The sequence below is a fragment of the Pseudomonas sp. C321 genome (genome assembly GCF_055407105.1).
Genome location: NZ_JBUZRB010000005.1, coordinates 26,770 through 42,446 on the forward strand (window position 1 = coordinate 26,770; position 15,677 = coordinate 42,446).

General features: G+C 59.9%; 14 protein-coding genes. 8 read left to right on the forward strand and 6 right to left on the reverse strand.

What is annotated here, in order from left to right; genetic code table 11:
* Positions 1 to 138 precede the first annotated feature (138 nt).
* The 4 genes from ACZRJ6_RS15870 (at position 139) to ACZRJ6_RS15885 (ending at position 4,221) form a co-directional block, all read left to right on the forward strand.
* Positions 139 to 1,083 carry a catalase family peroxidase gene (locus ACZRJ6_RS15870; protein ID WP_463993547.1) on the forward strand — a complete coding sequence of 315 codons (945 nt, stop codon included), beginning with the start codon at positions 139 to 141 and terminating at the stop codon, positions 1,081 to 1,083.
* Positions 1,080 to 1,622 (forward strand): hypothetical protein, encoded by a 543-nt coding sequence (locus tag ACZRJ6_RS15875; RefSeq protein WP_463970533.1) that lies wholly within the window; start codon positions 1,080 to 1,082, stop codon positions 1,620 to 1,622. Before ACZRJ6_RS15870 ends, ACZRJ6_RS15875 begins: the two co-directional genes overlap by 4 nt.
* Positions 1,623 to 1,660: 38 nt before the next feature.
* Positions 1,661 to 2,938: an MFS transporter gene (locus ACZRJ6_RS15880; RefSeq protein ID WP_463970532.1), complete on the forward strand. Its 1,278-nt coding sequence runs from the start codon at positions 1,661 to 1,663 to the stop codon at positions 2,936 to 2,938.
* A 134-nt stretch (positions 2,939 to 3,072) separates the two neighbouring features.
* Positions 3,073 to 4,221, forward strand: a complete 1,149-nt coding sequence (locus ACZRJ6_RS15885) for a MalY/PatB family protein (RefSeq protein ID WP_463970531.1) — start codon at positions 3,073 to 3,075, stop codon at positions 4,219 to 4,221.
* A 54-nt stretch (positions 4,222 to 4,275) separates the two neighbouring features.
* Here ACZRJ6_RS15885 and ACZRJ6_RS15890 read toward each other — a convergent pair whose 3' ends face one another.
* From ACZRJ6_RS15890 to ACZRJ6_RS15905, 4 genes are all read right to left on the reverse strand, one after another.
* Positions 4,276 to 4,491, reverse strand: coding sequence for a TOBE domain-containing protein (locus tag ACZRJ6_RS15890; RefSeq protein ID WP_133102741.1), 216 nt, complete (start codon positions 4,489 to 4,491; stop codon positions 4,276 to 4,278).
* A gap of 169 nt (positions 4,492 to 4,660) precedes the next feature.
* A complete protein-coding gene (locus ACZRJ6_RS15895) occupies positions 4,661 to 7,051 on the reverse strand; it encodes a TonB-dependent siderophore receptor (RefSeq protein WP_463970530.1) in 2,391 nt (796 codons plus the stop codon).
* A gap of 126 nt (positions 7,052 to 7,177) precedes the next feature.
* Positions 7,178 to 8,128: a FecR domain-containing protein gene (locus tag ACZRJ6_RS15900; RefSeq protein ID WP_463970529.1), complete on the reverse strand. Its 951-nt coding sequence runs from the start codon at positions 8,126 to 8,128 to the stop codon at positions 7,178 to 7,180.
* Positions 8,125 to 8,643: a sigma-70 family RNA polymerase sigma factor gene (locus tag ACZRJ6_RS15905; protein ID WP_350612774.1), complete on the reverse strand. Its 519-nt coding sequence runs from the start codon at positions 8,641 to 8,643 to the stop codon at positions 8,125 to 8,127. The genes ACZRJ6_RS15900 and ACZRJ6_RS15905 overlap by 4 nt, the downstream gene beginning before the upstream one ends.
* Positions 8,644 to 8,846: 203 nt before the next feature.
* Here ACZRJ6_RS15905 and ACZRJ6_RS15910 point away from each other — a divergent pair, with 203 nt between their 5' ends.
* Positions 8,847 to 9,023 (forward strand): carbohydrate porin, encoded by a 177-nt coding sequence (locus ACZRJ6_RS15910; RefSeq protein WP_463970528.1) that lies wholly within the window; start codon positions 8,847 to 8,849, stop codon positions 9,021 to 9,023.
* Here the strand turns inward: ACZRJ6_RS15910 and ACZRJ6_RS15915 are convergent.
* Complete coding sequence (locus tag ACZRJ6_RS15915; protein WP_463970527.1) at positions 9,020 to 9,640, reverse strand: LbetaH domain-containing protein; 621 nt, start codon at positions 9,638 to 9,640, stop codon at positions 9,020 to 9,022. The two genes, ACZRJ6_RS15910 and ACZRJ6_RS15915, sit on opposite strands and share 4 nt — an antisense overlap.
* Before the next feature lie 166 nt (positions 9,641 to 9,806).
* Here ACZRJ6_RS15915 and ACZRJ6_RS15920 point away from each other — a divergent pair, with 166 nt between their 5' ends.
* The 3 genes from ACZRJ6_RS15920 to ACZRJ6_RS15930 all read left to right on the forward strand — a co-directional run bounded on the left by ACZRJ6_RS15920 (position 9,807) and on the right by ACZRJ6_RS15930 (position 12,874).
* A complete protein-coding gene (locus ACZRJ6_RS15920; protein WP_463970526.1) occupies positions 9,807 to 10,721 on the forward strand; it encodes a pyridoxal-phosphate dependent enzyme in 915 nt (304 codons plus the stop codon).
* A gap of 287 nt (positions 10,722 to 11,008) precedes the next feature.
* Entirely contained in the window at positions 11,009 to 12,259 is a 1,251-nt protein-coding gene (locus ACZRJ6_RS15925; protein WP_463993548.1) for a ribonucleotide-diphosphate reductase subunit beta, read from the forward strand.
* 126 nt (positions 12,260 to 12,385) lie between these two features.
* Positions 12,386 to 12,874 carry a DUF1289 domain-containing protein gene (locus ACZRJ6_RS15930; protein WP_149414558.1) on the forward strand — a complete coding sequence of 163 codons (489 nt, stop codon included), beginning with the start codon at positions 12,386 to 12,388 and terminating at the stop codon, positions 12,872 to 12,874.
* A gap of 124 nt (positions 12,875 to 12,998) precedes the next feature.
* On the opposite strand, the gene mdeB is transcribed toward ACZRJ6_RS15930, so the two are convergent.
* Positions 12,999 to 15,677, reverse strand: coding sequence for an alpha-ketoglutarate dehydrogenase (gene mdeB / locus ACZRJ6_RS15935; protein WP_463969584.1), 2,679 nt, complete (start codon positions 15,675 to 15,677; stop codon positions 12,999 to 13,001).

Sequence of the window (15,677 nt, forward strand, 5' to 3'; positions counted from 1 at the left end):
CTTTGGTGCGTGGGCGGCTGCCTTGGAAGCCCTAAATTGAACCCTATGCGACTACCTCGACTTTTGGCCGGCGCACTGTTGGCAGGGACGTTGGTAGCGTCCTTCGCCATCACCGCAAACGAAGATGATTTTTCTCCCATGAATGACCTCACTATTCCCCAAGACCGTCTTTACGACGCATTGCTTGATGCGCTCTATGCGACTTTTGGTCATCATCCTGGCTTTCGTATTACCCATGCCAAGGGGATGTTGCTGCGAGGCAGCTTTACGGCCACACGAGAGGCTCCGGCGCTAAGTCGAGCGGCCCATTTCCAGGGGCAGCCAGTTCCGGTACTAGTGCGCTTCTCCAACTTCAGCGGTCTACCGGGCACTGCGGATGGTGACCCGATGGCCAGCCCTCATGGTTTGGCTGTGCGCTTTACGCTACCGGGGGATAAGTCCACGGATATTGTGACGCATTCGTTCAATGGCTTTCCGGTCGCCACCCCAGAAGACTTTCTAAGCTTTTTACAAGGCATTCTCGCCAATGTCGCTACGCCGCCTAACCCGTTGCCATTGCAAACATTTCTGGCCGCTCATCCAAGAGCACAGCATTTTCTTGAGGCACCCAAGCCTGCACCTAGCAGCTACGCCAATGTGGAGTATTTTGGTGTCAATTCCCTGATGTTTAGCAACGGTCAGGGCGAGGAGCGTATCGGCCGTTACCGCATTGAGCCTCTAGTGGCAGAGTCCGCATTAACTGACCAGAAAACGGCCGAAATGTCTGCCGATTATTTGCAAGACGAAATCGGCACACGATTAGCCAGAGGGCCGGTGAAGTTGCGGCTGGTCTTGCAATTGGCGGCACCAGGGGACGCCATCGAAGACGGCTCGATTCCTTGGCCGCGTAGCCATCAGGAGGTTGAGCTGGGAATTTTAACCCTCGACTCTGTTGTTCCGCCCGCGGAGCAACAGCCTGGTCAGCAGCGCCTTGACTTCAACCCGGGGCGCTTGATTGATGGCATTACGGTAAGTCAAGACCCGATGATTCAGGCGCGTGAGCGGATCTACCAGCGAGCAGTTCTCAGGAGGCAGCAGCCATGAGCAGTGACGCAGGTGTCAGTGTAATTGTTCATGAGGTCCATCCGCAGTATCAGACTCTGTATGAACAATGGATGAGCAAAGCCATCGACGCTCATCGTCAGTTTCCCGGTTACATGGCCACTGATATTGTCAAACCCATCGGGTCGCAACTGCGATATGCCATAATTTTGCGCTTTATAAGCACGGAGCACGTCATCGCCTGGCTGAAGTCAGACGTGCGGCAGGCCTTGTTGCGTGAGTCTTTGCCATGGCTGCGACGGGACTACTATCGCGCCGACGATGATTCGAAGTTTTGGTTTGAGCCGTTACAAGGACGAGTCACTGTTGATCGTTGGAAGCAATGGTTACTGTCTTGGGTGGTAGTCTTGCCACTGACAGTTTTTATACCCTGGTTATTGTCAGCCGTTCTTGAGCTTACTGAGCTGGACCTGCCGGTTTGGTTGTTCAAAGTTATGGTTGCAGGGGTGGTGTCCTTGAGCATGGTCTATTGGTTGATGCCTTTGACAACCCATATCATGTCTCGCTGGCTGTTGCGCTGAGGCCGATAAAACCATAAGTCACCGCCAAGAGACGCCCAATGACCGACCCGATCCACGCGCTTTACCACAAGATCACCTGGAAGCTGATTCCCTTCCTGTGCTTTTGCTATCTGGCCGCCTACCTGGACCGGATCAATATCGGCTTCGCCAAACTGCAAATGCTCGACCAGTTGCAGTTCAGCGAAACTGCCTTCGGCCTGGGCGCCGGCCTGTTCTTTGTCGGCTATATCATCTTTGAAGTGCCCAGCAACCTGGTGCTGGAAAAGGTCGGCGCGAAGATCTGGATCGCACGGATCATGATCACTTGGGGCCTGCTCTCGGCCTGCACCATGCTGGTCACCTCCACCACCCAGTTCTATATCCTGCGTTTTTTGCTCGGCGCCGCCGAAGCCGGGTTCCTGCCGGGGGTTCTGTACTACCTGACCACCTGGTTTCCCACCTATCGCCGCGGGCGGGTCATTGCCCTGTTCATGATCGGCCTGCCGCTGTCCAGCGTGATTGGCGGGCCGTTGTCCGGCTGGATCATGGGCCACTTCGACTACGTGGGCGGCCTGCGCGGCTGGCAGTGGCTGTTCCTGATCGAAGCGGTGCCCAGCGTATTGCTCGGTGTGCTGACTTTCTGGGCTCTGCCTAACACCTATCAGCAAGCCAAATGGCTGTCACCGGAAGAAAAATCCCTGCTGGAAAGCCAGTTGCGCAAAGACGATGCCGACAGTGCCAGCAGCAAGCACAGCTTGCGCGACGGTTTCTTCAACCTCAAAGTGTGGATGCTCGGCGGTATCGACTTCTCGATCCTGCTCAGCGCCTATGCCATGGGTTTCTGGATGCCAACCTTTATCCGCAACGCCGGGGTTACCGACACCTTCCACATTGGCATCCTCACGGCCCTGCCAAGCGTCGCCGCGCTGTTGGGCATGCTGCTGATCGGCGCCAGTTCCGATAAACACCGCGAACGCCGCTGGCACATCATCGTGCCGTTTTTGGTGGGCGCCGTGGCCATGGCCAGCAGCACCTTTTTCACCCATAACGTGGTCGCCACCGTGGCCCTGTTTGCCATTGCCTCGGCGGCGATCATCGGCGCCGTACCGGTGTTCTTCAGCCTGCCGGCGACCTTTCTTAAAGGCACCGCAGCGGCCACCGGTTTTGCCCTGGCCTGCTCGCTGGCAAACATCGCAGGGCTGGTGAGCAACTCGTTGATGGGGGTTGCGATCGACGTCACAGGCAGCAGCGCCGGGCCCTTGTGGTTTTTCGCAGGCTGCCTGATTCTCAGCAGCTTCCTGGTGATCGCCTTGCCGGCAAAAATAGTGAATCGCTAAACACGCCTCACGTACCCTGGCGATGACGCGCTTCAAATCAAATGGGGGCAAACGGGCAATCAGCTCTGGTGTGTAGGTTTTATGGCGTTAGAATCAGCGCCATTGCACGCCAGCCCCACAGACACGAGCCCCCCATGAGCTTTGATTTCGACACGATCCACCCCCGCCTCGGTACCGGCAGCACCAAGTGGAGTCGCTACCCGCAAGACGTTCTGCCGATGTGGATTGCCGATATGGACATCGCCGCGCCAGCGGCCATTCTGGAGGCTCTGCACCAACGCCTGGACCAACAGATGCTCGGCTACAGCGTCGCCCGCCCGCAAGTGCGCGAGGCAATCGTCGCCGATTTGTGGAACAAGTATGCGTGGCGCGTGCAGCCCGATGAACTGCTGTTCCTGCCCGGTGTAGAGCCAGGGTTCAACATGGCGCTGCATGCTTTCGTCCAACCGGGGCAACCGGTGGTGTTGCAGACCCCCAACTATTGCCCGCTGCGCAACGCACCGGGCAACTGGAACCTGCCAAAGATCGAAGTGCCGTTTGAACTGAGCGAAGCAGGCGAATACCTCACCCCGCTGCCCGCCTTGCGCCAAGCGCTGACCGGCGCCGGCGCCCTGCTGCTGAGCAACCCGCACAACCCGCTGGGCAAAGTGTTCCCCCGCGAAGAATTGCTGGCGGTGGCCACTGCATGCCTGGAGCAAGGCGCGCTGATTATTTCCGATGAAATCCATGCAGACCTGTGCTTCGACGGGCGTCGGCACATCCCCACGGCGAGCCTGAGCCCTGAGATTGCCCAGCGCACCATCACGCTGATGTCGGCCAGCAAGGCCTACAACATCGCTGGCTTGAAAACCTGCTTTGCCGTGGTTCAGGACCCGGTGATACGCGAGCGCTTCAACCGCGCGCGCTGCGGCATGGTCGACAGCGTCAGCCCCCTGGGCCTGGAAGCGACATGGGCAGCTTACAGCCAGTGCGGCGAGTGGCTGGAGGCGCTGGTCAACTACCTGCAAGGCAATCGCGACTACCTGGTAGATGCTGTGCGTACCCGTTTGCCAGGCGTGCTGATGCATGCACCACAAGGTACTTATCTGGCGTGGCTCGATTGCAGCGCATTGGGCCTGGAAGATCCGCAGCGATTTTTCCTGGAACAGGCGAAAGTCGGCCTCAGCGCCGGTCTGGAGTTCGGCGATGACAGCCAACAATTTGTGCGCTTGAACTTCGGCTGCCCAAGGGCGTTGCTCGAAGAAGGTCTCCAGCGCATGGAGCGCAGTTTGCGCCTGCGCTGAGGCCATCGGTTGATACGTGCTGATCGTTCCCAGACGCGGGAACGATCAGTAGCTTCACAGCTTGGCGATGGAGACTTCTGTCGATTTGACGAAAGCAATCACCTCGCTGCCCACCTTCAATTCCAGGTCACGTACCGAACGGGTGGTGATCACTGACGTCACGACGCCGGATGCGGTTTGCACGTCAATCTCGGACACCACTTCGCCGATCAGGATTTCCTTGATCACCCCTTTGAACTGGTTGCGCACGTTGATCGCTTTGATGGTCATGTCGGCTTTCCTTTAGCTGTTGGGTCAATCCGCACGAATGCGCAGGCCCTCAAAATGCGCTATCCGAAACAACAACAAAAAGAATATATAACTATTTATTTATTCCATAAATGAATAAGAAGAGAAGACTTGCCCCTCGCCACAGATTGCGCGCTCGCCGTGATAGAGATCAGAACCCTACCGTTGCCGACACCAGCCAGGTACGCGGCGTTGACAGGGTCAAGCCAGGGGCGCTGTCGGATGAGGTGGCGGCCGAGGCCCAATAGGTGGTGTTCAATACGTTCTCTACAGTGGCGCGCACGGTGATCGGTTTGTCGTCGACTTTGAAGGTGTAGCGCGCGCCAAGGTCATAGCGTTCCCAGTTGTCGATTTTTTGCTGGTTGGCCGCGTCCAGGTATTGCGAACCGGTGTGGATGGCGCGGGCAGTCAGGGTCAGGCCTTGCAGGTGTTGGATGTCCCATTCGGCGCCGAGGTTGACGTTGGCCACCGGGGAGCCGGTGCCGCGCTTGCCGTCGGTCAGGCCCTTGGCGGTTTTGGTTTGCTCGCTGTCCAGCAACATCACACCACCCAGCAATCGGACATGTTCAATGGGCTCGCCAAACACCGTCAACTCCACGCCTTGGTTGCGCAACTCGCCGTTAGGCTTGAAGTTGTTTTGCTCGTCGATGCCGTACGCCGGTTGATTGATGCGGAACACGCTGGCGGTCATCCCGAAGCTGCCCATATCGTACTTGGCGCCGACTTCCACCTGCTTGCTTTTAGTGGGTGGGAAGATCGCGTTTTCGTTGTTCACCCCGCTTGACGGTGCCGTTTCGCCCTGGCTCAAACCTTCCATGTAATTGCTGTAAAGCGAGAACTGATCAGTGACTTTCACCACCAGCCCGAGGGCTGGCGACAGCGCTTGCTCGTCGTATTCCGGTTGGTCCTTCACCCCGTTGCTCCAGGACGTCACCTCGACCTTTTGCAAGCGTGCACCCAGCGTCAGCAGTACGCGGTCATCGAGAAAGCTGAGGGTATCGGCCAGGGCCAGGCTGGTGAAACGGTCTTCGGTATGGGTGCTGGTGTCCCAGCGCACGGCCTTGCCGGGCTTGGGCAATACAACCGGGTTGTAGAGGTTGCTCTTGCCGGGAGTGTAGCGCTCGCCGGCATTGTCGAAGTCCATGTTGAAGCGGTTCAGGCTGACGTTGATGGTGTGTCCCACAGGGCCCGTATTGAACCAGCTGCGGGCGCCGACGGTGACGGTCTTGACGTCTTCATCGCGGCGAAAACTGCGCGGCACAACGGTAAAGTCGCCGTTGCTCTGGGTACTCTGCACCCCATGGCGCAGGAAGTCGTAGTTACCTTTGCGCGCCCCCGCCGAGGCGTAGACCATCAGCGAATCATTCACGTCAAACTCACCACGTACCGCGCCAAAGGTGTCCTTGGTGTGGGACCAGGTCCAGGACTGGGCGAAGTTTCGGCGGATGTCCTCGGCCTTGGGCATCACACTGCCCTTGGCGATTTCGACCCGTTCCTGCGGTGCGTCGGCGGTACGTTCCTGGCGACCCAGGTCGAGGGACAAGCGCACCCGCTCCTTGCGAAAATCCAGGCCGATCACGGCCATTTCTCGATCCACGCTCTGGTGATCCCACTCGGTATCACCGGATTGCTTCACGCCGTTGAAACGCACGCCAAACTGCTGCTCTTCACCGAAGCGCCGGCCGATATCCACTGCTCCGCCGAACTGCCCGGCCGAGGCATAGCTGCCGGTAAATTCGGTGATCGGTGCGTCGGTCGCGCGCTTGGGTTCAATATTGATATTGCCGCCAACGCTGCCCCGCGGGGCGATGCCGCCGAGCAAGGCACCGGGGCCTTTGAGGATGTCGACGCGCTCGACCATTTCCATGTCGATGGCGTAGGTCGGCAGCACGCCGTACAGGCCACCGTAGGACACATCACTGTTGAACAGGCTGAAACCGCGTACCGAAAACTGCTCAAAACGCCCGCCCGCCGGGTTGGTGATGCGCACCGACGGGTCGCTGGCAACCATCTCGCCAAGGGTGCGCGCCTGCAGGTTTTTCACCGCTTTGGCGGTGTAGGAAGTGAGGTTGAAAGGCGTGTCCAAAAAGTCAGCCTCCCCCAACATACCTTGGGCACCTTTGCGGGTGACTTGGTCACCGGCGTAGGTTTCAGCCACTGGCGTGGCACCGACACCAAGAATTGAAGTGGCGGGCAGTTGGTAGCTGCCGCTTTGCGGCGCAGGGATCAAGGTGTAGGCGCGATCACCCACCGCCTGCAATTGCAGGCCGGAACCCTGGAGCAAGCGGGCGAAGCCTTCCTCAACGGCAAATTCACCGGAGATCCCGGCGCTGTTGCGACCGCTCACCAGGGCCGGGTCCACCGACAGGTTGACCCCAGCCAGCCCAGCGAAGCGGGTCAGCGCCGTGCCCAGGCTGCCGGCCGGCACCTCATAACTGCGCCGGGCCGCGTCCTCGGCCCAGCTCACAGGAACAAACAACGGGCTGGCACTCAGGCTCAGCACAAGACTCAGGCGCAACAGCGATGGCGGGACGACGGGCATTTAAAAGGCTCTCTGTTTTCGTTCACTTGCCTTGGATGACAAGCGACGCGAAAAAAGGGGACACGTTCTTTTCAATTAATTAATCCAAACACCATTGCGGCAAGCCCGCTCGCCACAACAAATGCCTCAGGCCAGTTTTTTGCGGGGCGTCAATGTGACCCAATAACGCGTGCGCGAATGCACCTCCAGCGCCAGGGTCGAGGCCAGCAGGCCAAGAATGCGGTCGGTGTCTTCCAGGCGAAAGCTGCCGGTGACTCGCAGGGTTTCCAGGCTCGGGGCCCAGCGCAGCACGCCAGGTCGATAACGTTCGAGTTCGCGCAGGAAGTCGCCCAACGGCTGGTTCTGCGCAGTCAGCACACCGTCGCGCCAGCCCAGTTGCAGGGCGTCGAACGGACTCATCGGACCAAGGCCGGTGCTTTGCAGTCGCGCTTGTTGGCCGCCTTGCAAGGTTGCGACTTGCCCGCGACCATCGCGCACCTGCACCGCGCCCTTGAGCACCGACACCTGGCATCCATCAGGCAACTGCCGCACACAGACCTCGGCCTGACTGACGATGACCTGGCCGTAGCGAGTCTGCACGGTCAACGGTGCTTTGCCCGGTACCGCCAGCGCCAACTCGCCGTCTACCAGAGTCAGGCGGCGCTGGGCCAGGTCCACGTCCACCGCGCTGGCGGTATTGAGTTGCAGACTGCTGCCGTCGGCCAGCGGAACTTGTTTGCGCTCGCCCGTGGCGGTGTGCAGGTCGGCCCGCCAGACGTCGATGGGCAATTGCCGGCTGAGCAACCACACCGCCGGCACCAGTGCCGCCACGCCCAAGGCGCGCTTGAGCACCGCGCGCCGGCCCGGTTGCGGCCGATCCAGGCTGGCCATGGCCAGCGCCTGGGGTAATTGGGCAAAGCGTTGGCGCAGCAACTGCGCCTTTTGCCAGGCCTGTTCATGGCGGGTGTGGCTGTCGCGCCATTGTTGCAGCCCGGCATGATCGCGCTCGGTGGCGCTGCCCGACTCCAGCAACGCCAGCCACTGCGCGGCAGCCCGGGCGACCTGGCGCGCTTCGGGCGACGGCCCGCTGCGACTCACAGCTCCACCAACAGGCAATGCTCATACGCCTGGGCCATATAGCGCTTGACCGTGCGTTCCGAGACCTTGAGCCGCTCAGCAATCTCGCGATAACCCAAGCCTTCCAGTTGGCTCCAGAGAAACGCCCGACGCACAGCCGGTGGCAAACCGTCGAGCAACTCATCTAGGGCGTGCAGGGTTTCCAGCAGCAGCCAGCGCTGTTCGGGCGACGGCACACAGTCTTCCGGCAAGCGCGCCAGGGCATTCAAGTAGGCCTGCTCCAGGCTGCGGCGCTGATGGAAGTTGACCAGCAGACGCTTGCCCACCGTGACCAGATAGGCCCGGGGCTCCTGAAGTTGCGCAATCGGCTGGGCGCTGGCCAGCACCCGCAAGAACGTGTCCTGACTGAGGTCGGCCGCATCCCAGGCATTGCCCAGCCGGCGCCGCAACCAGCTTTCCAGCCAACTGCGGTGGTCGCGGTACAAACTGTGAAGGCTGGGCTCTGCGACGGGCATTGGCATTACTGCATCATTCATGGCAAACAAACCTGCGCGGCGCGAGTTAATCTCAAATGAGATTAATTCTAATTAATATCCTTGCGACGCACCATGTTCTTTTTGCCAAACCCCTTGCGCCTACAAAAGGCGGGTATCGAGCAGCGCCGCCTTTTGCCTGAGCAAATCAATAAACAGCCCCAACTCCCGACTCACCGGCTCCCCCTTGCGCAGCCGCAGCCCAAATGGCTCTTCGCATTGGCATCGGCGAACGCCATGGCAAGGACATCACCAACGACCGCGTGCAGGCGACCAAATGGCTGATGGTGCGACCCAACCTGCAATACGTGAAATACCCGGGAGGGTTGAAGGAAACCAACAGTGCGGTGGTCGGGGGGGTGCAGTTTATTGCGGACTTTTAGTCGGTCTCAGCTTCGGCATCAAACACCTGCCCACGTCGCACCACGCTGCCGGGCTTGAGCACGGCCCCTGGCGCCAATACCCCATTGGCGCCGACCCGGCACTGATCCCCTAACAGCGCCCCGAACTTGTCGCAACCGGTGCAGTGCAAACGGCCGTCGATGCGTACCTGCACCTCCTTGTCGACCCGCTCGTTGCGGTAGTTGGCGACGATGCTGCCAGCTTCCAGGTTGACCCCATGCCCCAGCACCGAATCACCGACAAAGTTGAAGTGGGCCAGCTTGCTTCCGCTGAATATGAAGGAGGTTTTCAGTTCTGTACCGGGGCCGATAATGCAGCGCTCATCCAGCCAGCAACCACCCCGCAGATAGGCTCCGGCGGCGATAAAACAGTGAGCGCCAATGATCAGCGGGCCCTTGAGCACCGCGCCGACCTCGACCATTGCCGTGTGATGGACGGCAATTTCGTCGTGGATTTCATAGTCGGCGGGAGCCAGTTGGGTTAGCAACTGGCGAACAATCGCCGGCGCTTGGGTAACCAGCGCCCAGGGTGTCAGATCGCTCCAGGGTGCCAGTGGCGAGCGAGAAAAATCCTGGATGTGATCGTCGAGTGTAATCAAGACTGCCGCCCCTTTTTCGAATCAGAGAAGGTCAAAACGCTAACACTCTCATTGCTGAAAGTCAGCCATGTGCCACGACGCCAGCTACTGGCACAGCCCGCGACCTGATATACGCCGAGGCTGGCCGACCTTATGATGGCAGGCCTACCAATAAGGAAATTGCGCAATGCTGCCGATTCGTACCCCCTTGATTCTGCACCCAGGCCTCTCCACACCCAGCCGGCGGATCTGGCTCAAGCTGGAAAACCTGCAACCCTGCGGCTCGTTCAAGTTGCGGGGGATGAACACCCTCTGTGCCTACGCCGCCAGCCAGGGCAAGACGACAGTGGTCTGCCCGTCCGGCGGCAATGCCGGGTTGGCGACGGCGGTGGCGGCACGGGGGTTGGGTTTACACGCGCGAATCGTGGTGCCAACGACGACACCGCAGGCGACCCGCGCACGTATCCAGCAGGCCGGCGCTGAAGTGGTGGTGCACGGTGATCTTTGGGATGAGTCCAATCAGTTGGCGCTGCAACTGGCCGAAGCGCCGGATGCGCTGTATGTGCCGGCCTTCGATCACCCGCTGCTGTGGGAAGGCCATAGCAGCATGGTCGACGAGATTCTTGAGGACTGCCCCCAGGTTGATGCCATTGTCACTTCCGTGGGCGGCGGCGGGTTGCTGGCTGGTGTGTTGGTGGGGCTAGAACGCCACGAGCGTTATGACTGCAAGGTCATCGCTTGCGAGACCCAGGGCGCCGCGTCGTTTGCCGCCGCCGTGGACGCCGGGCATCCCGTGCGACTGGCGAAAATCGACACCATCGCCAAGTCCCTCGCCGCCACGCAGGTTGCGGGGTGGCCGGTTGAGCATATCCAGGGTTTCCCCCATCAATGCGTGGTGCTGAGCGATGCCGAGGCGATGATGGGGGTTGCTCGTTACGCCGATGACCTGCGCCAGTTGGTGGAGCCCGCGTGCGGGGTGTCGCTGGCGGTGGCTTATCTGGATCACCCGGCGATTGCCGAGGCGCAGGACGTGGTGATCATCGTCTGCGGCGGTGTAAGCATCAGTGCCGAGACGGTTGGCCAGTGGCAACAAGCGGGCTAAAACGCCCGTTCCATCTTGATGATCTCGATCGACACCGGGCTTTATAGCCAACAAAGGGTTTGCCAGCCGCTCAAGACCGTACTTTCTGCGCGTTGACCACCACAGGCAAACACCATATAGTGTGCCAACACTAACTAATCACCACTACATAGTGTGCGGCGCCGTCAAAGACAGACCACACTGCGTGCAGTATTTCAATGCCTTGAAGCCTGCAAGCAGAGCATTTTTGAACGCGGTGAACAGCAGTCACCCACGCCGTCAGAACGGACCAGGAAGGAGTATTTTCAATGCTGAGTTGGGATGAAGTCGATAAAGAAGACACCCGCGACGTAGTCATCAAAGGCGCCAACGCCGGCCACGCCACCGAAGCCAACATGGACCGCCTTGACGGCGCCGGCGCCGCTGCAGCACTTGAAGCGCGCAACGTCACTGCTAACGATTCCGCCGCTATCGTGCGCGCCAAGGCCGCCCTGGACAAACTCGACGTTGCCGAAGGCCTCGCCGAGTTGGAAGGTGCTGCCGCCCGCGTCGCCGTCGACGAAAAGCGCATGATCAACTGCCGCGCCGACCTCAACCAACTCGTGCCCTTCAAGTACGACTGGGCCTGGCAGAAATACCTCGACGGCTGCGCCAACCACTGGATGCCGCAAGAGGTCAACATGACCGCCGACATCGCCCTGTGGAAAGACCCCGAAGGCCTGACCGACGACGAACGCCGCATCGTCATGCGCAACCTGGGCTTCTTCTCCACTGCTGATTCGCTGGTCGCCAACAACCTGGTCCTGGCCGTGTACCGCCTGATCACCAACCCGGAGTGCCGCCAGTACATCCTGCGCCAGGCCTTCGAAGAGGCGATCCACACCCACGCCTACCAATACTGCATCGAATCGCTGGCCATGGATGAAGGCGAGATCTTCAACATGTACCACGAGATCCCATCGGTCGCCAAAAAGGCAGCCTGGGGCCTGAAATACACCCGCGCCATCTCCGATCCAAAGTTCGAAACCGGCACCGTCGACACCGACAAAGAGCTGCTGCGCAACCTGGTCGCCTACTACTGCGTCCTGGAAGGCATCTTCTTCTACTGCGGCTTCACCCAGATCCTGTCCATGGGCCGCCGCAACAAAATGACCGGCGTAGCCGAGCAGTTCCAATACATCCTGCGCGATGAATCGATGCACCTGAACTTCGGTATCGATGTGATCAACCAGATCAAAATCGAAAACCCACATTTGTGGGATGCCGAAATGAAGGAAGAAGCGACCCAGATGATCCTGCAAGGGACGCAACTGGAGATTGAATACGCTCGCGACACCATGCCGCGCGGAGTGTTGGGGATGAATGCGGCGATGATGGAGGACTACCTCAAGTTCATCGCTAACCGTCGCCTGTCGCAGATTGGCTTGAAGGAAGAGTATCCAGGGACCACGAACCCGTTCCCATGGATGAGCGAGATCATGGACTTGAAGAAAGAGAAGAATTTCTTTGAGACCCGCGTGATCGAATATCAGACTGGCGGTGCGCTTAGCTGGGATTGACGAGACCTAGTGTGGGAGCTTGCTGATACACCGAGTCGCCTGCATCGCAGGCACTCCAGCTCCCACATTGTTCCTGTTTTCGAAGCAGATTCCGGCGCCCTCAAAAATCCCGCAAAACAGCTATTTATGCCCAATCAAACCATCAAGACACCCTGTGTCGGCCTGTGCTCCACCGTTTACGGGGACCTGGTCTGCCGGGGCTGTAAGCGTTATCACCATGAGGTCATTCAATGGAATGGCTACAGCGGTGAAGAGAAGCAAGCCGTGTGGCTGCGCCTCGAACAATTGCTGGTGCAGGTCATGACCAGCAAGCTTGAGGTATTCGATGCACCACGCCTGCGTCAGCAACTGGAAGACCGCAAGATCCGTTTTATGCCGCAGCAGTCACCGTATTGCTGGGCGTATCAGTTGATTGCCCGGGGCGCACGGGTGATTTCGAAGTTGGATGCTTATGGGCTGGCGTTGCTGCCGGAGTTCCGTGAGCGCAATCTGACTGATCTGCGGGATGCCATTGATCGAGAGTTTTTCCTGCTTTCCGAAGCGCACTATCAGCGCTACATCGCGCCTGGGTTTCTCAGGGAGGCGTTTGGTGCGCCTTTGATAGCCAGTATCTAAAACGCCGCAAAACAAGTGTGGCTTGCCTGCGATAGCGCAGTGTTAGTCAGCCGTTTTATCGACGGGTACACCGTTATCGCAGGCCAGCCAGCTCCCACCTTTAATCTTCATTGTTTAGAAGATTTCAGCAGGTCCAGGACGCGCCTCGCTCCGTCTGCAACACATAACGTTCAATCGCCTGCTGGCATACCTCGCGATCCAGGCTCCCCTGCTCCGCCAATGCCGTGAGCGCTGCCAACACGATGTGATAGCGGTCCACCTCAAAGAAATCCCGCAACGCCGCACGGGTATCGCTGCGACCAAAGCCATCGGTGCCAAGCACCGTGAAAGCCGAATCCAGGTACGAAGCAATCATTTGCGGCACCGCCCGCACGTAGTCAGACACTGCAATCACCGGTGCGCCTTTGGGCAAACAGTCGGCCAAATGGCTGTGGTGTGGTGCTTGCCCAGGATGCAGACGGTTCCAGCGTTCCACCTCCCGCGCTTCCCGAGCCAGTTCGCTGAAACTGGTGACGCTGTACACCTCGCTTTGCACCTGCCAATCGTCCGCCAGCAATTGCGCGGCAGCCTGGGCTTCGCGCACCAGCGTGCCGGAGCCGAGCAGGCGTACCTTGCCGCTGGCCTGTTCGCTGAGTCGGTACATGCCCTTGATGATTGCCGCCTCGACACCTTCCGGCTGCGTGGGCTGCGGGTAGTTTTCGTTCATCAGGGTCACGTAGTAAAACTCGTCGACATCGTGCTCCAGCATCTGGCGCATGCCATGGTCGAGGATCACCGCAAACTCGCCGGCAAACGCCGGGTCATAGGCCCGGCAGTTGGGCACGGTAGCGGCGGTCAGGTGGCTGCTGCCGTCCTGGTGCTGCAAGCCCTCGCCGCCCAGGGTGGTACGGCCCGCCGTGGCGCCCAGCAGGAAGCCACGGGCGCGCTGGTCGGCAGCGGCCCAGATCAAATCGCCGACCCGCTGGAAGCCGAACATCGAGTAATAAATATAAAACGGCAGCATGCGCAAACCATGCACCGAATAGCTGGTGGCCGCCGCGACCCAAGAGCTGATGGCGCTGGCTTCACTGATGCCTTCTTCGAGAATTTGCCCGTCGGTGGCTTCGCGGTAGCTGAGGATAGAGCCGATGTCTTCCGGCTCGTAACGCTGGCCGACGCTGGAGTAAATGCCGATCTGCTTGAACAGGTTGGCCATGCCGAAGGTCCGCGCTTCGTCCGCCACAATCGGCACGATGCGCGGCCCGAGGGCCTTGTCCTTGAGCAGGTTGCTGAGCATCCGCACAAAGGCCATGGTAGTGGACATTTCCTTGCCACCCGCCTGGGTTGCGAAGCTGGCATAGCCTGCCATCGGTGGCACGCCTACAGGCTCCGCTTGCTGGACGCGGCCAGGTACATAACCGCCCAAGGCAGCACGGCGCTGGTGCAGATAGCGCATTTCGGCGCTGTCATCAGCCGGTTTATAGAAGCTCAGGGACTCGGCCTGTTCGTCCGACAGCGGCAACTGGAAGCGATTGCGAAAGGCGATCAAGGCATCACGGTCGAGTTTTTTCTGTTGGTGAGTGGTCATCTTGCCCTGACCCGCCTCGCCCATACCGAAGCCCTTTTTGGTCTGTGCCAGGATCACCGTCGGGCGGCCTTTTACCAGGCGCGCGGCGTGGTAAGCGGCATGGATTTTCACCATATCGTGGCCCCCGCGCTTGAGACGGTCGATCTGCTCGTCACTCAAGCCTTCTACCAATTTGGCCAGGGCTTCGCTTTGGCCGAAGAAATGCTCGCGGTTGTAGGCGCCGTCCTTGGCGGCAAAGGTCTGAAATTGTCCGTCCACGGTCTGGGACAGGGTGCGCACCAGCGAGCCATCTGCATCGCGCGCCAGCAAGCCATCCCAGTCCGAGCCCCACACCAGCTTGATCACGTTCCAGCCGGCGCCGGCAAACAACGCTTCCAGCTCGTCAATGATTCGACCATTGCCGCGTACTGGGCCGTCGAGGCGTTGCAGGTTGCAATTGACCACCCAGGTCAGGTTATCCAGGCCTTCTCGGGCGGCCAGGGTCAGCGCTGACATGCTTTCCGGCTCGTCCATTTCGCCGTCGCCGAAGACGCCCCAGACGTGGCGGTCAGTGGTGTTCTGCAAGCCGCGATGCTGCAGATAACGCATAAACCGCGCCTGGAAGATCGAGCTGATGGGCCCAATGCCCATGGAGCCGGTGGGAAACTGCCAGAAGTCCGGCATCAGCCACGGATGGGGGTAGCTGGACAACCCTCGGGCACCGACCTTGAGCGCACCGATTTCCTGGCGATAGTGCTCAAGATCGGCTTCGTTCAAGCGGCCTTCAAGGAAGGCCCTGGCGTAAATACCGGGAGCAGAATGGGGCTGATAGAACACCAGGTCGCCGCCGAAACCGTCATTACGGGCGCGGAAGAAATGGTTGAACCCCACCTCGAACAAATCCGCGGCACTGGCATAGCTGGCGATATGGCCGCCCAACTCGCCATAGGCCTGGTTGGCCCGTACTACCATGGCCAGGGCATTCCAGCGCACCACCGAGGCTAGCCGTTCTTCGGTGGCCAGGTCGCCGGGGAAGCGCGCTTGCTGGTCCACGGCGATGCTGTTGATGTAGGGCGTGCCGTGACGCGGCTTCCAGGCGATGGCGGGTGCGCCGCCAGCATCCGCCAGCATGTCGAGGATCTCCCTGGCTCGCGCGGGCCCGGCGTTGGCTACCAGCGATGCCAGGGCGTCACGCCATTCGGCCAGCTCTTGCTGGTCTGTCGCCGTCTGACTCATTGCACTCGCGAAACCGTTCAT

Bases quoted from the DNA above. Each gene is read 5' to 3' on its own strand.
- ACZRJ6_RS15890 (WP_133102741.1), bottom strand. From the start codon at position 4,491: ATGACCATCAAAGCGATCAACGTGCGCAACCAGTTCAAAGGGGTGATC.
- ACZRJ6_RS15930 (WP_149414558.1), top strand. From the start codon at position 12,386: ATGCCCAATCAAACCATCAAGACACCCTGTGTCGGCCTGTGCTCCACC.
- ACZRJ6_RS15875 (WP_463970533.1), top strand. From the start codon at position 1,080: ATGAGCAGTGACGCAGGTGTCAGTGTAATTGTTCATGAGGTCCATCCG.
- ACZRJ6_RS15870 (WP_463993547.1), top strand. From the start codon at position 139: ATGAATGACCTCACTATTCCCCAAGACCGTCTTTACGACGCATTGCTT.
- ACZRJ6_RS15920 (WP_463970526.1), top strand. From the start codon at position 9,807: ATGCTGCCGATTCGTACCCCCTTGATTCTGCACCCAGGCCTCTCCACA.
- ACZRJ6_RS15910 (WP_463970528.1), top strand. From the start codon at position 8,847: ATGGCTCTTCGCATTGGCATCGGCGAACGCCATGGCAAGGACATCACC.
- ACZRJ6_RS15925 (WP_463993548.1), top strand. From the start codon at position 11,009: ATGCTGAGTTGGGATGAAGTCGATAAAGAAGACACCCGCGACGTAGTC.
- ACZRJ6_RS15885 (WP_463970531.1), top strand. From the start codon at position 3,073: ATGAGCTTTGATTTCGACACGATCCACCCCCGCCTCGGTACCGGCAGC.
- ACZRJ6_RS15905 (WP_350612774.1), bottom strand. From the start codon at position 8,643: ATGAATGATGCAGTAATGCCAATGCCCGTCGCAGAGCCCAGCCTTCAC.
- ACZRJ6_RS15895 (WP_463970530.1), bottom strand. From the start codon at position 7,051: ATGCCCGTCGTCCCGCCATCGCTGTTGCGCCTGAGTCTTGTGCTGAGC.
- ACZRJ6_RS15880 (WP_463970532.1), top strand. From the start codon at position 1,661: ATGACCGACCCGATCCACGCGCTTTACCACAAGATCACCTGGAAGCTG.
- mdeB (WP_463969584.1), bottom strand. From the start codon at position 15,677: ATGAACGGTTTCGCGAGTGCAATGAGTCAGACGGCGACAGACCAGCAA.